The organism is Prauserella marina (assembly GCF_002240355.1).
GTDB classification, from domain to species: Bacteria; Actinomycetota; Actinomycetes; order Mycobacteriales; family Pseudonocardiaceae; genus Prauserella_A; species Prauserella_A marina.
This window is the reverse complement of record NZ_CP016353.1, coordinates 6,752,971-6,770,055: the sequence shown is the minus strand read 5'-3', so window position 1 is coordinate 6,770,055 and position 17,085 is coordinate 6,752,971. Positions and strand designations below refer to the sequence as shown.

Genomic DNA, 17,085 nt, shown 5'->3' with positions numbered 1-17,085 from the left:
CGAGCTGGGGATGACAGACGTGGCAGGATCTGCCGTGACGGGAGGTAACGCATGACGGCTCCGGCGGAACAAGGTGGGCGGCTGGCCGGGCCGCTTTCGACCTCGGTGGCCAACCTGTGCCGCCGCCTCCAGCCGCAGGTGTCGCAACGGACGGCGGCCGGTTTCGGCGAGGTGCTGCGGAGGCTCGGCGCTCCGTTGCAGGTCGCGGTCGCCGGCCGGATCAAGTCGGGCAAGTCCACTCTGGTCAACGCCCTGATCGGCAGGAGAGTCGCGCCGACGGATGTCGGCGAGTGCACGCGGCTCGTCACCCGCTTCCAGTACGGAACGGTCGACCGGATCGAGATCGTCTTCAACGACGGCCGCAAGCAGGTGCTTCCGTTCGCGCCCGACGGCATGATCCCCGGCGAACTCGGTGTCGACATCGCCGAGGTCTCCCACATCGAGGCGTATCTGACCAACGCCGTGCTCCAGGGCATGACGGTGATCGACACCCCCGGTCTCGGTTCGCTCGACGCCGCCTCCGTCTCAAGGACGGAGCAGTTGCTCGGGGCAGCGAGGCTCACTCAGGACGAACCCGAAGCGCAGGGCGAATTCGAAATCGAATCGGATGAGACCGACCCGGCCGCCGACACGGATTTCGGTGCCTTCGCCGACTCCGACGAACTCGACGAGACTTCCCGCAGTGCCGTCGCCGGTGCCGAGGCCGTGCTCTATGTGGTCACCCAGGGCATCCGTGCCGACGATCAGCAGGCACTCGCCGCCTTCACGGCGGCGACGGCGAGCAGGGAGGCCGGGCCGGTCAACGCGATCGCCGTGCTGAACAAGGCTGACACCATCGCCCCTGAGTCGGTGGCCGGTGCCGAAGGTGACGTGTGGAAGGCCGCCACGATGCTGGCCGAGAAGCAGGCCGCGACGCTCAAGCCGAGGGTCGCCGACGTGCTGCCCGTCATCGGGCTGGTCGCCGAGTCGGCCGAGGCCGGTCAATTCACCTCGGCCGACGCCGACGCGCTGCGCCAGGTCTCCGCACTCGACGACGACGTACTCGACATGATGCTCATTTCCGCCGACATGTTCACGAGCTGGGACTGCGACGTTCCGGCCGGGCTGAGGGTGCGGCTGCTCGAAAAGCTCGACCTCTTCGGCATCCGGCAGGCCGTCGACGTCATCAGGGCGGAGCCGGAGATCACGGCGGGCTCGCTGCGGAGGCGGCTGCTCGACGCGTCAGGACTTGACGCGGTGCGAAGCAGGCTCAACACGGTGTTCGCCGCTCGTGCCGACGGCATCAAGGCCGCGGCGGCGCTCGCCTCGGTGACGGCACTCGCCCATGCCTCAGGCAACGCCGCGGAACGGCAGCGAGTCCACGACGCCATCGAGGTGCTGCTCGCGAAGCCGGAAGCACACCAGCTTCGCCTGCTCGAAGCGCTGACCCTGGTGGCATCCGGCGCCGTCGAAATGCCGGAGGACCTCGCGGAGGAGGTGCTCAGGGTGGGAAGCAACGCCGAGATCCCCGCTCAGCTCGGCAAGCCGGGAGGCACGAGGGACGACCTCGCCACCTATGCGCTTGAGCGGGCGGGCTGGTGGCGTTCGTTCGCCTCGTTCGGAGCGACGCCCGCGCAGAGCAGGGTCGCCCACGTCGTGCACAGGGCGTACTTCCTCATCTGGCAACAGTTACGTGAACCAGCAGGTGGAAAGCGGTGAACGAAGCCGACCCGCCAACCGGGCAAATCGGCTCCGACGAGGACGGAACCGTACCGGCGGGTAGTGCGTCGGAATCGGTCGTGGAACCTGTGGGAGTAGCTGTCACCCCAATTGACCACGAGCAGGCCCTCGCGGATCGTCAGGCACTCATCCAGTTGTGTCTTTATGCGATGGACCGTGCACGAAGCGGCGGGGTAGCCGAACGTATCGAACACGGTCTCGCCGGAATCGGCGTTCAGGCGCTCCGGCCCGACGGGCAGCGGTTCGACCCCACGTTGCACGAAGCGGGCGGTGCCGTGCCAACGGAGCTGCCCGCGCTCGAAGGCACCGTCGCCGAAACCGAGGTGGTCGGTTTCGTCGATCACGATCGTTTGTTGCGCGCACCTATCGTCACGGTCTACACCAGACGATAGGGTCCGCTTTTGTGACGACGGCCCCCTCACTCGGAAAGCCGACGCTGCCCGCGCAGGTCAAGCAGGCCCGCGAGGCGCTGTTGGCGATGTTGCGGGAACTCGACCCGCAGGCCGCCAAGTGGGTCGAGGAGCAGCGAAGGGCTCGCGCGAAGAAGCCGTCGGTCGTGGTGGTCGGCGAGACCAATCGTGGCAAGAGTTCGCTGGTCAACGCGCTGTTGGCGACACATGGGCTCTCGCCGGTCGACGCCGATGTCGCCACGTCCACCTACCTCGTTTTCGATCACTCGGACGAATGGCTCGCGCAGGCGTGCTACCCGGGGCAGCTCGCGCCCGTGGGGTTTCCGCTCGACGAACTCGTCCGCTGGGTCTCCGCGTCCCACGACCTGCCGGAAGGCCAGCTCCCTCCGCGCTACGTCGAGGTGACAGGGCCGGTCCCACTACTGGAACGGCTTTCCGTCGTCGACACACCCGGCGTCGGTGGCCTCGACGCGATGCACGGTGAGCTGGCGATGGAGGCCGCGTCGAGCGCGACCGCGCTGCTGTTCGTCGTCGATGCCTCCTCTCCCTTCACCGCGAGTGAGCTGCATTTCCTGTCGGCCATGGCCGACAGGGTCGAGACGGTGGTGTTCGCGCTGTCCAAGATCGACCAGTTCCGTGGCTGGCGGGAAGTGCTCGAAGCGAACCGCGGGCTGCTGGCCGACCACGCTCCCCGGTTCGCCGACGCCCCTTTCCACGCGGTGTCGGCCCGGATGTTCGAGATGGCCGACAAGGCGCCGAACGAGCAGGCCGCCGCGATGCTGAGGGAGAAATCCGGCGTCGCGGAGCTGCAAAGCGCGATGCAGGAGCTGCTGGTCGGCCGCTCGGTCATGCTGGGAGAGGCCAACACGCTGCGCGCGTTGTCCAGCGCGCTCGGAGAGCAGGAAGCCAAGCTCAACGCGGAGCGGAGGGCGTTGACCTCCGGCGAGTCGGAGGCCGCGCAGTTGCGTGAGCGGCGCGACCAGCTCACGACGGAACGTCGTTCCTCGACGAGAGGCTGGCAGCTCAAGCTGCGCGGCGAGGTACAGCGGACGAGGGTCGAGCTCGGCCATGAGTCGAGCAGGCAGATGCGTGACGCGCAGACGTACTTCCGGCAGCAGATCGACGCGGCGAGCAGGGAGCAGTTGTCAGGGCTCCCGCAGCAGGTCGACCAGACTCTCCAGTCGATATCGCAGCGCGTGTCCGCACAGCTGGGCTACCGGCTCAACCAGGTCACCGAGGTGGCGCTGGCCGCGCTGTTCTCAGCAGAGGAACTGGACATCATCCGGTCGCAGTTCGCGAGGGCAGGCGGCCCTCCGGTCGTACTGCGCCCTCCCGACAAACGCCCACCGACCGCCGAGGACAAACTCCTCGTGTTCATGGGTGTCTCCGGTGGCGCCGGCGCCGCCAAACTCGCCGCCGCTCCGCTCGCCGGATTTGCCCTTTTCAATCCCGTCGTGCTGCCCGCGACGATCGTCATCGGTCTCGGCGCGGGCTGGTGGATGGCCCGCACCCGCAGGCACGCGGCCGACAAACAGCACACGAAGCAGTGGCTCGTCGAGTCGATCGCCGACGCGAGGTCGACGCTCGATCAGCTCGTCGCCGAGCAGCTCATCGAGGCCGAGCAACAGCTCTCCCTCGCCCTCGACGACGCGCTGAGCAGGCGAATCGAAGCGATCGAGGCCGAGCTCAAAGAGGTCGACAAGACCATCAAGATGGACGCGCAGGAACGGTCGAAGAAGCTCACCGCTGTCACGAAGCGCGTCAAGGAGGTCCACGACGGCAGGGAGAGAGCCGAGAACTATCTTGGCCGAATCCGTGCGCTGCGTGATCGCCCGCGAGACGATTGAACCGCTGGTGTGTGGAACCGAACCGGAATACGGTGAGTCCTAAACTTCGAGCAACTACCAGCCCTGACAACGAGGGGGAGTTCCCAGTGTGGGTCGACGAGAGTGGTGGGGCCGACGCCACCGATACCACCGGCACGTCGGACGAGATGACCATCACCGTCGAGGGCGAAGACTACTCAGCGGATGTCAACTTCGACATCGATGAGGACGGCACCCAGGACACGGCGGTCATCGAGCACGAGGACGGCAGTCTCCAGGCGTTCGTCGATGTCGACGGTGACGGCCATGCCGACGAGTACATCCAGCTCGATGCCCAGGGGCAGACGCTGGCTTACGCGGAGTACGACGAAGCGAGTGGTGACTGGGTCTCCACCGAGGAGGGCGCGCCTCCCGGGGACGACACCGACACCCAGACCGGGAGCGGTGGAACGATCACCGCCGACATGCCCGACGGTGACATGGAAGTCGGCCCGGCGACGATCGACACCAACGATGACGGTGTCAATGACACGGCGACGGTCACCGACGAGCAGGGCAACACCTACGCCTTCACCGACGAGGACGGCGACGGGCAGGCCGATGTCGCGGTCGTCGTCGACTCGACCGGTAATTCGGTCACCTACGAGCACACGGGTGACGGAGAGTGGACCGAGCAGGGCACGGCGCCCGCCGGCACGGGCAGTGACAGCGACAGCCTGTGGGGCGGCGGCGACCAGGACACCGCCGTCGAGGGTGTCGCACGGATCGACTCGGGCACCGGCCTGTGGATGAGCCAGAACTGAACTGACCCCGGAGCCCACCACAAAACGGGCTAACCAGGCATAGATCAAGAGACCCGGCACGCAGGGCGTGCCGGGTCTCTTTTCGTGCAAACAGGAAAGTCTTTACTCCTGGCGCGATTCAGCGACAACTGAATCGATTCCCTGATCGTTCTTGTGAGAGAACCGACAGGTCAGCCCTCGGTGGTCAGTGGGTTGTCCCGCTACTCTCAGGGAATCCCCAAAACCAGCACACCGCTTGACGGTGCGCGCAAGCCATTCGGTCGCCGGCAACGGAGCCCGCATCCGGACTTCCTAGTTCGCGGTGTGGGCTCTTGTCGTCGAAGACAGGAGAAGAGATGACTGCAGTAGCCATCCCCGGTCTGGACAAGGCGCCAACGACACACAGCGGAGTGCTGTCCTGGGTGCGGGAGGTCGCGGAGTTGACCACCCCCGACCGAGTGGTGTGGGTGGATGGCTCCGACGAAGAGGCAGAACGCATCAATGCCGAACTCGTCGAGGCCGGCACCTTCGTTCCGCTGAAATCGACGCCCAACTCCTTCTGGGCTGCTTCCGATCCGAGTGACGTCGCGAGGGTCGAAGAGCGGACCTTCATCTGCTCGGAGCGCGAGGAGGACGCGGGGCCGACCAACAACTGGGTCAGCCCCGACGAGATGAAAGCGACCATGACCGAGCTCTACCGGGGCTGTATGCGTGGTCGCACGATGTATGTCATTCCCTTCTGCATGGGGCCGCTCGGCGACGAGAACCCCAAGCTCGGCATCGAGGTCACCGACTTCGCCTACGTCGTTGCCTCCATGAGGGTGATGACGAGGATGGGAGCGGCGGCGCTCGACAAGTTCGTCAAGGCCGATGGGACAGAGCGTGAGTTCGTTCCCGCCCTGCACTCGGTCGGTGCTCCACTGGAGCCGGGTCAGCAGGACGTGTCGTGGCCTTGCAGCGACACCAAGTACATCAGCCACTTCCCGGAGAGCAGGACCATCTGGAGCTACGGTTCCGGCTACGGTGGCAACTCGCTGCTCGGCAAGAAGTGCTACTCGCTGCGGATCGCCTCCGTCATGGCAAGGGACGAGGGCTGGCTCGCCGAGCACATGCTGATCCTGAAGCTGATCTCGCCGGAGAACAAGGCGTACTACGTCGCGGCGGCTTTCCCGAGTGCCTGCGGAAAGACGAACCTCGCGATGCTCCAGCCCACCATCCCCGGATGGAGGGCGGAAACCCTCGGTGACGACATCGCGTGGATGCGGTTCGGTGAGGACGGCAGGCTTTACGCGATCAACCCCGAGTTCGGTTTCTTCGGTGTCGCGCCGGGCACCGACTGGCACACCAACCCGAATGCCATGCGCACCCTCGAAAAGGGCAACACGGTGTACACCAACGTCGCGCTGACCGACGACGGTGACATCTGGTGGGAGGGCATGGAGAACAAGCCCGAGCACCTGACCTCGTGGAAGAAGCAGGACTGGACGCCTGCCGACGGTGAGAACGGCGTGCCTGCCGCGCACCCGAACTCGCGTTACTGCACACCGATGTCGCAGTGCCCGATTCTCGCCGACGAGTGGGACGACCCGAAGGGCGTTCCGATCTCCGCGATCCTGTTCGGCGGCCGCAGGGCGACCACGGTTCCGCTGGTCAACGAGGCCAGGGACTGGCAGCACGGCGTGTTCATGGGCGCGACGATGTCGTCGGAGAAGACCGCGGCCGCCGCGGGCAAGGTCGGCGAGGTTCGCCGCGACCCCATGGCCATGCTGCCGTTCCTCGGCTACCACGCCGGTGACTACTTCAAGCACTGGCTGGAGATCGGCAAGGGCGCTGACGACGGCAAGCTGCCGAAGATCTTCTACGTCAACTGGTTCCGTCGTGGTGACGACAAGCGGTTCCTGTGGCCCGGTTTCGGCGAGAACTCGCGCGTGCTCAAGTGGATCGTCGACCGGATCGAAGGCAAGGGCTCGGCCGCCGAGACGCCGGTCGGCTTCGTGCCGCGTGCCGAAGACCTCGACGTCGAAGGTCTTTCCGAACCGCTCGCCGACATCCAGGCAGCGCTCGATGTCGACGTCGACGAGTGGCGGAAGGAAATTCCGCTGATCGAGGAATGGTTCGACAAGATCGGCGAGGTGCCTTCGTCGCTTCGCGACGAACTGGAGGCGCTCAAGCAGCGGCTCGGCTGAGTTTGCTGTAAGTCCACGAAGTACTCGACGGCCCGGCCCCTCGCATTCGTTGCGAGGGGCCGGGCCGTTTCTGTAGCCGTGATGGACACTGTGGACTCCGCTAGCTGAAGGTGCCGATGATCTCGTCGACGGCGAGGTAGGCGAACATCACGAGGCAGATCGTGAGTAGCGAGTTGCTCAGCCAGCCCGACCGGCCTTCCCTCGGTACGCGGCTGGTGTTCAACAGGACCAGCAAGGTGCCCGCGAGGAACGGCATGAACAGCGCGCCGAGCACGCCGTAGGCGACCGTCACCTGGAACGGCCGGTCGAGGAACAGCAACAGCATCGGCGGGAAGGTCAGCCACAGCATGTAGCCGCGGTAGACCCAGCTCCGCTCACCGGCGTTGCGGTCGTGGTCTTCGAGGTCGGAAAGCCCGGTGTCGTCCTTGGCGACTCCCGGCAGCCGCAGCGTGCGCCACCAGTCGGCGAACAGCAGGCTGACCCCGTTCCAGACCCCGACGAGCGAGCTGAACGACACCGCGAAGAAGCCGACGAGGAACGGGATCCGCGCCCATTGACCGTAGTCGGCGGCCAGTGTGTCGCCGAGAACGAGCAGTCCCTCGTCGCCGGAGATGATTTCCTGGCCGATCAGCAACTCCGAACCGACGATGAGCATCGCGATGACGAAGATGCCGGTCGTGACGTAGCCGACCGTGTTGTCGAGCCTCATCATGGACAGCCAGCGCACCGAGCGCCAGCCCTTCGCCATGGTCCAGTACCCGTAGGCGGCCATCGTGATCGTGCCGCCGACTCCGCCGACGAGGCCGAGTACGTAGACGAACGAACCATCGGGAAGACGCGGTACGAAACCGTTGAGTGTGTCGAGCAGGTTCGGAGTCACCAGAATGGCCGTCCCGACGACGGTCACGAACATGATCCCCACGAGGAAGGTCATGAACTTCTCGATGATCCCGTACCTGCTGAACATCACCAGCGTCAAACCGACGACGCCGCAGATCATGCCCCAGTAGCGCACCGAGATGTCGGGGAAGAGCGCGTTGAGGGGCAACGCCGAAGCCGACATCGCGGTGGCGCCGTACACGAAACCCCACACGACCGCGTAGGCGCCGAAGTAGACGAGCACCCACATGCCGAGGGTGCGCCAGCCGGAGATGATCGTCTTGCCGGAAGCCAGGTGCCAGCGGCCGACGGCTTCGGCGAGCGCGATTTTGAAGATCGTGCCGACGACGACGGCCCACAGCAGTGTGTAGCCGAAGCGCGAGCCCGCGACCATCGTGGCGACGAGGTCACCGGCACCGACACCGGTCGCCGCGGCCATCATGCCGGGGCCGACCTGACGCAACTTCGCCCGCCATCCGACGGGCACGGCTACCGCGTTTTCCGAACCGACCTTGTCCGACATGCGTGGAAAGGTAACGCGGACCACATGCGCACTGGAAGAATTTTCCGCGCGTCAGCAAAAACTTTCCCGGCGGACCGCGCTCCGGATCAGGAAACGGCTGGTAGGGAGACGGAGCCCTGATTCGCGACCGGAACCGTTTCTCCCGCGCCTCTTACTCCGTCCGCGCTGTCTGTGCTGTCCGCGAGATCGCGGAGCTCGTCGAGCGGGACACCGACGGCGTTCGCGAGCGCGACGACGGTGAAGAAGGCAGGGGTCGGGATCCTGCCGGTTTCGATCTTGCGGAGGGTTTCGACGGAGATCCCGGCTTCCGCCGCGATGTCCACCATGCTCCTCTGGCCTCGCGCGTCGCGGAGCGCGGCACCTAGCCGCTCGCCCCTCGCTCGCTCTGCTTCGGTCAACGGCACTCGTACCACGCCCCCGATACTAATACCGCATCCACATTTGCACACAGCCTGTGGACAACTCTGTGCACAGGCTGTGGAGAAATGCGTCGAGACCGAAGCGAAACCTCGAGAGTCGAACCCCGCGCGACCCCTCCGCGTCTATCGATAGTGATGGCAGTCACATTCCGAGGGGAGGAAGTGGCCATGATCTTGGCAGGAGTGGCGATGTTGATCGTCGGGCTCGGCGCCACGGTCCTCGCCGTGTGGGGAGGCGCGCTCAGTGTGGACCTCGGCGAGGAGCATGAGGATGACCTTGTGGACAACAAAAGCCCCCGTGGATGATTCGGCCGTTCTTGGGGACGGCCTGTGGATCATCCACGGGGGCAGAGTGTGCTCGTCAGGCTCCGGGGGGAACCGGTAGCGGGACGCCAGGACACGACGTGTCGTCGGGGACGACGCCGTCGACGAGGAAGTCCTCGACGATGTCGTCCGCGCACGTGTTCCCGCTCGCGTAGACGCCGTGATCGCCCTCGTCGGTGATCGTGAGCATCCGGGAGCCGGCGAAGTTTTCGTGAGCCCGCCGCGCGCCTTCGATCGGGGTCGCTGGGTCGTGTTCGGACTGGACGATGAGGACAGGCGGGACGCCTTCACCGTCCAACTTGGGCAGAGCGGCAGGCCGGTTGTTCCAGAAGATGCACGGCTGGATCAACCAGCCCCAGCCAAGCAGCGGGTAGTCGGCGCCGAGCTGTTCGGATTGCCGCACAACGCTGTTGCGGTTGCCGAACCACGGACCTTCGTTGCAGGGGATGGTCCAGAAGCTGGCGTCGTAAGCGTCGTCGTAATCGCTTGGCACCACGAGTGGCTGCGGTCCGAGCGCCTTGATGTCGGAGACGCCTGCCTTCACCTTCTCCTGTGCCGCGGCCTGCTGGTCTGCTTCGGCTTCTCCATCGGTCAGCGTGCGGACGCTGACGAGATAGTCGGCCAACTCCGGAAACGCCCGCTTGTCGTAGAGCTGCGCGGCGATCGCGCCGTCGAGTTCGTTCGGGCCGACCTTCTCGTCGTCGAGCTTGACCGGTTGCTCGGCGAGCTTCGCCCGTACGTCCTCGTACGTCTGTAGCGTTTCCTCGCCGGTCGTTCCGAAGTGGTACAGCGAGTCGTATTTCGCAAGCCACGGCAGGAAGTCCTCGCGCCACCTTCGTTCGAACCCGAGTGGCTGCCAGTCGAAGGACCGCTGCCACGTGGTCGTGAACTCCGTTGCCGAGTCGAGAACGAACTGGCCGGTGTGCTGCGGGAACCGCTGCGCGTAGTGCGCGCCGAGCCAGGTGCCTGCCGAGTAGCCCACCCAGTTGATCTTGTCCCGACCGAGCAGGACTCTGAGCAGGTCGATGTCGTTGACCGTCTGGAAGGTGTTGACGAGCGGGCCGAGTTCACCCGATTTCACCTGGCACGAGTCGGCCGCGTACTCGGTCGCGTCGAGGATGAGCTTCAGGTTTTCCCTGCTGCGGTCACGCGGATCGAGCGAGCCGCCGGTGCCGACCGCGTCCCCGCACGTGATGTTGGTGCTCTTGCCGGTTCCGCGCGGATCGAAGCCGATGACCTCCTGGTGCTCCCTCACCTTGTCCTGCTTACGGAGCTTGGCCGGGAAGCTCCTGCCGGGAGCGCCAGGACCGCCGGGATTGGTGAGCACGCTCGCGGTGGCCGGCCCCATCGTCGCCTTGAGTCTGCTGACCGCGATCGTGATGTCGATGCCCTCGTCGGGATTGGTCCAGTCCTGTGGGCTCAGGTAGGTGGCGCACTCGATGTCCTCGGCGCCCTCGGGTGGGGCCGACGGCAATTCGTCCTCGCCACACGGATGCCAGTCCAATGTCTGCTCGGCGTAGTGCGCTGGAATGCCGGTATCGGGGTACTGACGCGTACTGGGCTGCTCCGCCATCGCCGGGGTGAGACCGGCGAGCAACGTCGCCGCCGTCGCCGGAGCGAGTACGGCGAGGCGAATTCTTTTCATGTAGTTGTCCCCTCGGGTTACTTTGTCGCGGAACATTGAATCCGCAGCAAGCCGTCGGGGCAACCGTGCATTCGTAGGATTTATTTGGGCAGCGGTGCCATTCCGATCCCCCGAAGGGGTTCGCCGACCGGATCTTCCGTCTCCACATAGCAGGTCACGTTGGTGAATCCGGCCCGCCAGTTGGTCTGGTCCGGCCACCGCCACGTGACGCGAACGTCGTCGCGAACGGCGCCGAGGTAGCGCGCGGCCAGATCGGAGCACACCGGCTCGGCCATCGCGTCGAAGGCCCGCTCGCCGGGAATCGGATCCGTGGGCTTTCCGGCCGGTACGACGCCGATGGCTTCCGCGACGTGCGGCCGATCGCACGGGAGCTGTCGAGGGTCCTGTTCGGACGGCCGGACCGACGAGCAGTACTGGAATCGGTACAGACCTTCGCCCGCGAGCACGTCCTTCGCGGAACCGGTGCGCGACTCGGCCGAACCGTCTTGGCTGATCTGCGCGACTCCGCACCGGTACCAGCGTTGTCCTTCTCGCCATTGCTCGGCGTCGGGCCAGACGATCCAGGCGCCGAGCCGGGTCGCGTCGTAGCTTTCGTTGCCGAGATAGTCGGCGGCGGCTTGCCTGCATACCGGAAATGCATTGCGGAAAACAGTTGCCTGATCGGGTGATTCGACAGGCATGTCCTGTCCGAAAGTTCCCTTTTTCGTCATTTCCACGGTGTGCGAATCTTCGCAATCGACCGGCGCCGTACTGTTCCCGTCCATGCACTGTCCCGGTTCGGCTATCGGTGTGCTTGTCTCACCCCTGCCATCCGGTCGCTGGGGCGCGGGTTGTTCGCCTGCTCCCGTTTCCGCGGTGGTCACCGGCCCCGCGGTTCCGGTGATCCGGCTCGCGCATCCCGCCAAGGTCATCGCGACAACAACGATTGCCGCCGAACGCACTAATCCCTGTACAGACATCGGAATTGACCCTACCGAGGGACCAGGCGAAGCACTTAGAGTCAACGCCGCGTTAGTGCGGCGTAACAGCAAGCATGACGAGAGCTGGTGAACCCTATGGCACCGCGAGCTGGGGAAAAAGGGTCTGGACTTCGATTCAGACCATGGAACCTGCTGCTGCTCGTTCCCCTCTGGATCCTCTTCACGCCCCTCTACAACCGGCACGATCCCGAACTGTTCGGGATGCCGTTCTTCTACTGGTTCCAGTTTGTCGGAATCGCGATCGGTGTCACCTGCACCTCGCTCGTCTACTTCAAGACGAAGAGCGAACCGGCCCCACCGGCCGGTGGCGAGGCCGCCGACGTCGACGAACTCGATGAGGGGAGCGGTCGGTGAACGACCTGCAATGGCCCGAACTCGTCATCTTCGGCGCGTTGTTCCTGCTTGTCACGGTTCTCGGGTTCGTGGCTTCGCGATGGAAGGCGGGCTCGACACTCGACCACCTCGACGAGTGGGGACTCGGTGGCCGCAAGTTCGGTTCGTGGATCACGTGGTTCCTGATCGGCGGCGACCTCTACACCGCCTATACGTTCGTCGCCGTTCCCGCGCTGCTGTTCAGTGCCGGTGCGACCGGGTTCTTCGCGCTGCCCTACACGATCATCGCCTACCCGATCGTGTTCCTGCCGTTGCTACGCCTGTGGTCGGTCTCCCGCGCTCGCGGCTACGTCACGCCAGCTGACTTCGTCAAGGGCCGTTACGGCTCGCCCGTGCTGGCCACCCTTGTCGCGATCACCGGCATCGTCGCGACGATGCCCTACATCGCGCTTCAGCTCGTCGGACTCGAATCGGTGCTGCGCACGATGGGGTTCAACGCGAGCGGGTTCCTCGGGCACCTGCCGCTGCTGATCGCCTTCATTATTCTCGCGGTCTATACCTATCAGTCCGGACTGCGAGCGCCCGCGCTGATCGCCTTCGTCAAGGACCTGCTGATCTACGTCGTCATCCTCGTCGCGGTGATCTACCTTCCGATCAAGCTCGGCGGCTGGGGTGAGATCTTCTCGGCGGCCGAGGAGAAATTCGCGGCCTCGGAGGCCACGTCGGACGGCGTGCTGCTGAATCCGAACAACCAGCTCCAGTACGCCACGCTCGCGCTCGGCTCCGCGCTCGCGCTCTTCCTCTACCCGCACTCGGTGACAGGGGTGCTCGCCTCGCGAGGGCGCAACGTGCTGAAACGCAACATGTCGGCGTTGCCCGCGTATTCACTGCTGCTCGGCCTGCTTGCGCTGCTCGGCTTCATCGCGATCGCGGCGGGCATCGTGCCGCTCACCAACGAAGCGACGGGAAGGCCGGACACCAACACGATCATCCCGAGGCTGTTCGACGGAGAGTTCCCAGCGTGGTTCGCGGGCATCGCGTTCGCCGCGATCGGTATCGGCGCACTCGTACCGGCGGCGATCATGTCGATCGCGGCGGCGAACCTGTGGACCCGCAACATCTACAAGGAGTTCATCAAACGCGACGCCAGCCACGCGCAAGAGGCCAAGCAGGCCAAGCTCGCGTCGCTCGTGGTCAAATTCGGTGCCGTCGGGTTCATTCTCTTCATCGACCCGCAGTTCTCGATCGACCTCCAGTTGATCGGCGGGGTGATCATTCTGCAGACCCTGCCCGCCGTCGCCATCGCGTTGTACACGCGGTGGCTGCACAGGTGGGGACTCATCGCGGGCTGGGTCGCCGGTATGGCGTGGGGCATGTTGCTGCTCTACGACATCCCGAATCCCGCGACCGGCAAGGCCCACTTCGGAGGTTCCGCGCTCGCGCTCGACAAACTGAACCTGTTCGGCTGGCAACCGTTCGCCGGTTCCACGGTGCAGATCTACGTCGGCATCGTCGCGCTTGCCGCGAACCTGATCGTCGCCGTCGTGGTGTCCGCGATCGCGCGGCGGCTGAAGGTGTTCAACGGAACCGATATCACCAACCCGGAGGACTATCACGTCGACGAAGGGGACAAGAACCTGCGCCCCGTCGCCGCGCCGCACTGACGAGCGCCTGCCCCGTTAGCGTGGGAGGAGAAGAGTGAGCGAGGTGAGCCCATGGACGAGGTGAGCAGGTTCGGCACCGTAGAACCGGACGAGCTACCCGAGGACCTGCGCGAACGGATCGGCGCGATCGCCGAGAAGTCAGGGTTCGTGCCGAACATCTTCCTGGCACTCGGGCGTCGGCCTGCCGAGCTGAGGGCATTCCTCGACTATCACGACGCGTTGATGGACCGTGAGCACGGACTGACCAAGGCCGAGCGGGAACTGGTCGTCGTGGCCACCTCCAGTGCGAATCACTGCACCTACTGCGTGGTGGCGCACGGCGCGATCCTGCGGATCCGCGCGAAGGATCCGGAGCTGGCGGATCGGGTCGCCGGTAATCCGTGGCAGGTGGAGCTGGATGAGCGCGGGCGCGCGATCGTCGATCTCGCGCTGGCGCTCGTTCAGGACTCCGCGCGGTTCGGGGACCGGGAGTTGGCCGCCGCGAGGGAGTCGGGCCTTTCCGACGACGAGATCTGGGACATCGGTTCGATCACCGCGTTGTTCGCGATGTCCAACCGGCTCGCCCACCTGACCGCCCTGCGACCGAATCCGGAGTTCTACGCGATGGGCCGCTGAGGCGTCAGCGGCATCCGCCATACCTCGGAGACCAGATCGGTTCTGCCCCAGCTCTGGTGTGGTTCGCTGCTGCCGAGTTCGAAGCCGACGCGTTTGTAGAGGCCGCGAGCCGCCGACAGCTCGCTCTGCGTCCACAGCTCCATTTCGCGGTAGCCGCTGGTGCGGGCGAACGCGACGCACTCGGTGACGAGCCGTCTGCCGAGTCCTGTCCCTCGTGCGCTCGGCTCGACGAGCAGCAACCGGAGTTTGGCCGTCGCGCCGGTGTCGTCGGCGCGCACACACATCACGGAGCCGACCGGGTTGCCGTCGAGTTCGGCGATCCAGCAGGCGTGACCCGGTGTGCCGGTTGCCGAGACGTAGTCGGCGACGACCCTGGCTACGAGCGCTTCGAACTCGGCGTTGTAGCCGTGTTCCTCGCCGTACAGTTCGCCATGCCGCTGCACGATCCAGCCGTAGTCGCCGGCGCGAGGTGGCCGGAGTACGAGTGCGGGGTCTTTCGGCCGGTCACCGAGCAGGGTGCTGATGGTGTCCATGGCGGAGAGCAGCCGGCGTTGGTCGGCTTCGGTCAGCGTGCCGAGCAGCGCCTCGATCTGCGCCTCCGTGTCGCGTTCGAGCGCTTGCTGTGTGGTGAGGCCCCGCTCGGTGAGGCTGACGGTCTGTCGCCTCGCGTCGGTGTCGGACCTGCCGCGAACGAGCAGTTCCTGTGCTTCGAGTTTGGCGAGCAGCCTGCTGGCGTAGCCCGCGTCGAGATCGAGCCGGTTGCGCAGGTCGGCGACCTCGCCGACGCCCTCGCGGGCCAGTTCGTAAAGGACCCTCGCCTCGCTGAGGGAATGGGCGGAGCCGACAAGTCCTTCGTCGAGAGCGCCGATGACTCGCGTGTACATCCGGTTGAAGGCGCGAACTCCGCCGACCCGGCGTGCCAACTCATTCATGACTACTCCAACTAATTCGTTGACTTAGTCAAACGTAAGAGCAGACCGAGCGCAAGGCAGGTGAACGTTGTGGAGGTCAGAAATATGGAAACCCCGTGATGCTGCCAGGTCGGGGGTCCGCCAGCATCACGGGGTCATCAGGGGTATCGACCGCATCTTCCGCAGCGTTACACCCTGAGCTGATTGTAATTCAGGTCACATGCGCGAGGTCTCAGAACGACGCGGCCGGGTCTGCGCGATCGAGATGAGTTCCTGGCGAACGGTCGCGGTGGCCGCGTTGTCGATCGCACGGTTGATGGCACGCCGGGTACGGGTCTCGGCACGACGGGCACGGTAACGAGCAGCGATGTTGTTCATCGGCTTTTACTTCATTCCCTCATGGGGTCTTGTGGGTTTCCGGTACGTCATCTAGTATGCGCCTTTTTTCACAAAGTTGCCATCGATTATCCGGTGAGGTGGCTTACTATCCGGACGATCATCGGCAGATCCTGGTTACTTCCGGGTTCGGAAGTGCCCATCGCGCTCTATGGCGCTGTATAGCTCAGGTGCTAGATACCGGTAGAAGAGTCAATCGTCGATGCGGCTGAGCAGATAGTTGCCGAAGTGCGGCACGGTGAAGGCGATGTGCCCCCGCTCCCCCGAGTACACGAGGCCCTTCTTCATGAGGCTGTCTCTCGCGGGCGACAGTGACGACGGCTTGCGGCCGAGGTAGACGGCCACATCCGAGGTGCCAGCGCTCTCGTCCCTGCCCTGGGTCAGCTCGGCCATCGCCCGCAGGTACTCCCGCTCGGCCGGTGTCGCGCGTTCGTAGCGCGATCCGAAGAACCCGACCGCGAGCTCGGCTTCCGCCTCGGGTGCCGCGACCCTGACGTCTTCCTCGGTGATCGGGTTTGAGGGGGCGGCGTCCCACGCGGCCTTTCCGTAAGCCTGGATGAAGTAGGGATAGCCGCCGGACGCGGTGAACAGCGCGTCGAGCGCGTGCGGCGCGATTTCGGCCTCCTCGCGTTCGACCGGAGCGAGAACGGCGCGGTCGGCGTCGCCACGGTCGAGCCGGTCGATCCGCGTGTAGCGAAAGAGGCGTTCCGAGTAGGACTTCGATGCGGAAAGGACCGCGGGTACGTGTGGCAGACCAGCCCCGACGACGACGAGTGGTGCGCCCGACTGGGACAGTTCGTGGCAGGCCGCGCACAGCGCGGATACGTCGTCGGGAACGAGGTCCTGGATCTCGTCGATGAGCAGTGCGACACCGGTGCCCACGTCGGCGGCGAGCTCGGCGACCTCGGTGAACAGCTCCACGAGGTCGATCTCGATGTCACCGGAATCGGCCCTGCCCTGTGCGGGAGGTACGTCGATGCCAGGCTGCCACCGGTCGCGCAGTTTGGCATCCGGCCGGTTGGCCTTGAGCGCGAAGGCCTTGAGGACGGCCAGCACCTCGTCGACGCGGTCCGGTGCCCTGTGCCTGACGGCCAGATCCCTGATCGCGCGGTGCAGGGCGGCCGAGAGCGGACGCCGTAGCTCGGCTTCGGGGCGCGCCTCGACCTTGCCCGCACCCCAGCCGTGCCGGATCGCCATCGACCGGAGTTCGCCGAGCAACACGGTCTTGCCGACTCCACGGAGGCCGGTCAGCACGAGGCTTCGTTCTGGTCTTCCCCTGGCCACGCGTTCGAGAACCACCTCGAATGCCTGCAACTCGCGTTCACGGCCTGCCAGCTCGGGCGGGCGCTGCCCCGCGCCGGGCGCGAACGGATTCCGCACCGGGTCCATCGCAAGGACACTATTGGGTTTTCTAGCTCCAGTTCGATATTCGGACAGAAACTCGTATCGGCGTGTCAGGCGCGTTACCGGAGG

16 protein-coding genes are annotated in these 17,085 nt (G+C 65.5%); 9 read left to right on the top strand and 7 right to left on the bottom strand.

The genetic code is table 11. From position 1 onward, the window contains the following. The first annotated feature begins 51 nt into the window (after positions 1-51). The 5 genes from BAY61_RS31515 (at position 52) to BAY61_RS31495 (ending at position 6,923) form a co-directional block, all read left to right on the top strand. A complete protein-coding gene (locus BAY61_RS31515) occupies positions 52-1,698 on the top strand; it encodes a dynamin family protein (protein ID WP_091806174.1) in 1,647 nt (548 codons plus the stop codon). Continuing rightward, entirely contained in the window at positions 1,695-2,111 is a 417-nt protein-coding gene (gene grpE / locus BAY61_RS31510) for a nucleotide exchange factor GrpE (RefSeq protein ID WP_091806171.1), read from the top strand. Before BAY61_RS31515 ends, grpE begins: the two co-directional genes overlap by 4 nt. Positions 2,112-2,122: 11 nt before the next feature. Next, positions 2,123-3,976, top strand: coding sequence for a dynamin family protein (locus BAY61_RS31505; RefSeq protein WP_091806168.1), 1,854 nt, complete (start codon positions 2,123-2,125; stop codon positions 3,974-3,976). 86 nt (positions 3,977-4,062) lie between these two features. Next, the gene (locus BAY61_RS31500) at positions 4,063-4,758 is read left to right on the top strand and encodes a hypothetical protein (RefSeq protein WP_091806165.1); all 696 of its coding nucleotides are present in this window, start codon (positions 4,063-4,065) and stop codon (positions 4,756-4,758) included. Positions 4,759-5,093: 335 nt separating this feature from the next. Then, positions 5,094-6,923, top strand: coding sequence for a phosphoenolpyruvate carboxykinase (GTP) (locus BAY61_RS31495; protein ID WP_091806162.1), 1,830 nt, complete (start codon positions 5,094-5,096; stop codon positions 6,921-6,923). A 100-nt stretch (positions 6,924-7,023) separates the two neighbouring features. Here BAY61_RS31495 and BAY61_RS31490 read toward each other — a convergent pair whose 3' ends face one another. Further along, complete coding sequence (locus tag BAY61_RS31490) at positions 7,024-8,325, bottom strand: Nramp family divalent metal transporter (protein WP_091806160.1); 1,302 nt, start codon at positions 8,323-8,325, stop codon at positions 7,024-7,026. An 86-nt stretch (positions 8,326-8,411) separates the two neighbouring features. Next, positions 8,412-8,738, bottom strand: coding sequence for a helix-turn-helix domain-containing protein (locus BAY61_RS31485; protein ID WP_091806157.1), 327 nt, complete (start codon positions 8,736-8,738; stop codon positions 8,412-8,414). A gap of 174 nt (positions 8,739-8,912) precedes the next feature. Between BAY61_RS31485 and BAY61_RS33235 the strand changes: the two genes are divergently transcribed. Then, a complete protein-coding gene (locus BAY61_RS33235; protein ID WP_170140109.1) occupies positions 8,913-9,050 on the top strand; it encodes a hypothetical protein in 138 nt (45 codons plus the stop codon). A gap of 55 nt (positions 9,051-9,105) precedes the next feature. Here BAY61_RS33235 and BAY61_RS31480 read toward each other — a convergent pair whose 3' ends face one another. Both BAY61_RS31480 and BAY61_RS31475 read right to left on the bottom strand, forming a co-directional pair. Beyond that, positions 9,106-10,713: an alpha/beta hydrolase gene (locus tag BAY61_RS31480; RefSeq protein WP_091806154.1), complete on the bottom strand. Its 1,608-nt coding sequence runs from the start codon at positions 10,711-10,713 to the stop codon at positions 9,106-9,108. An 80-nt stretch (positions 10,714-10,793) separates the two neighbouring features. Next, on the bottom strand, positions 10,794-11,624 hold the full coding sequence (locus BAY61_RS31475) for a septum formation family protein (RefSeq protein WP_476742280.1): 831 nt from the start codon (positions 11,622-11,624) through the stop codon (positions 10,794-10,796). A 144-nt stretch (positions 11,625-11,768) separates the two neighbouring features. On the opposite strand from BAY61_RS31475, the gene BAY61_RS31470 reads away from it, so the two are divergent. Genes BAY61_RS31470 through BAY61_RS31460 form a run of 3 tightly spaced genes read left to right on the top strand, consistent with a single transcriptional unit; the run spans position 11,769 to position 14,305 of the window. Next, positions 11,769-12,047 carry a DUF3311 domain-containing protein gene (locus BAY61_RS31470; protein WP_091806148.1) on the top strand — a complete coding sequence of 93 codons (279 nt, stop codon included), beginning with the start codon at positions 11,769-11,771 and terminating at the stop codon, positions 12,045-12,047. After that, positions 12,044-13,690: a monocarboxylate uptake permease MctP gene (gene mctP, locus BAY61_RS31465; RefSeq protein WP_091806145.1), complete on the top strand. Its 1,647-nt coding sequence runs from the start codon at positions 12,044-12,046 to the stop codon at positions 13,688-13,690. Before BAY61_RS31470 ends, mctP begins: the two co-directional genes overlap by 4 nt. Positions 13,691-13,741: 51 nt before the next feature. Further along, positions 13,742-14,305, top strand: coding sequence for a peroxidase-related enzyme (locus tag BAY61_RS31460; protein WP_091806142.1), 564 nt, complete (start codon positions 13,742-13,744; stop codon positions 14,303-14,305). Here the strand turns inward: BAY61_RS31460 and BAY61_RS31455 are convergent. The 3 genes from BAY61_RS31455 to BAY61_RS31450 form a co-directional block, all read right to left on the bottom strand. After that, positions 14,287-15,237, bottom strand: coding sequence for a bifunctional helix-turn-helix transcriptional regulator/GNAT family N-acetyltransferase (locus BAY61_RS31455; RefSeq protein WP_091806140.1), 951 nt, complete (start codon positions 15,235-15,237; stop codon positions 14,287-14,289). The genes BAY61_RS31460 and BAY61_RS31455 overlap by 19 nt on opposite strands. Positions 15,238-15,432: 195 nt before the next feature. Next, a complete protein-coding gene (locus BAY61_RS33230; protein ID WP_170140108.1) occupies positions 15,433-15,594 on the bottom strand; it encodes a hypothetical protein in 162 nt (53 codons plus the stop codon). Between the two features lie 210 nt (positions 15,595-15,804). Then, positions 15,805-17,001, bottom strand: a complete 1,197-nt coding sequence (locus BAY61_RS31450) for an ATP-binding protein (protein WP_091806137.1) — start codon at positions 16,999-17,001, stop codon at positions 15,805-15,807. Positions 17,002-17,085 lie beyond the last annotated feature (84 nt).

Coding starts and splice junctions, on each gene's coding strand:
- BAY61_RS31515 (WP_091806174.1), top strand. CDS start 52: ATGACGGCTCCGGCGGAACAAGGTGGGCGGCTGGCCGGGCCGCTTTCG.
- BAY61_RS31480 (WP_091806154.1), bottom strand. CDS start 10,713: ATGAAAAGAATTCGCCTCGCCGTACTCGCTCCGGCGACGGCGGCGACG.
- BAY61_RS31470 (WP_091806148.1), top strand. CDS start 11,769: ATGGCACCGCGAGCTGGGGAAAAAGGGTCTGGACTTCGATTCAGACCA.
- BAY61_RS31460 (WP_091806142.1), top strand. CDS start 13,742: ATGGACGAGGTGAGCAGGTTCGGCACCGTAGAACCGGACGAGCTACCC.
- BAY61_RS33235 (WP_170140109.1), top strand. CDS start 8,913: ATGATCTTGGCAGGAGTGGCGATGTTGATCGTCGGGCTCGGCGCCACG.
- BAY61_RS31490 (WP_091806160.1), bottom strand. CDS start 8,325: ATGTCGGACAAGGTCGGTTCGGAAAACGCGGTAGCCGTGCCCGTCGGA.
- BAY61_RS31495 (WP_091806162.1), top strand. CDS start 5,094: ATGACTGCAGTAGCCATCCCCGGTCTGGACAAGGCGCCAACGACACAC.
- BAY61_RS33230 (WP_170140108.1), bottom strand. CDS start 15,594: ATGAACAACATCGCTGCTCGTTACCGTGCCCGTCGTGCCGAGACCCGT.
- BAY61_RS31450 (WP_091806137.1), bottom strand. CDS start 17,001: ATGGACCCGGTGCGGAATCCGTTCGCGCCCGGCGCGGGGCAGCGCCCG.
- BAY61_RS31475 (WP_476742280.1), bottom strand. CDS start 11,624: ATGACCTTGGCGGGATGCGCGAGCCGGATCACCGGAACCGCGGGGCCG.
- BAY61_RS31455 (WP_091806140.1), bottom strand. CDS start 15,237: ATGAATGAGTTGGCACGCCGGGTCGGCGGAGTTCGCGCCTTCAACCGG.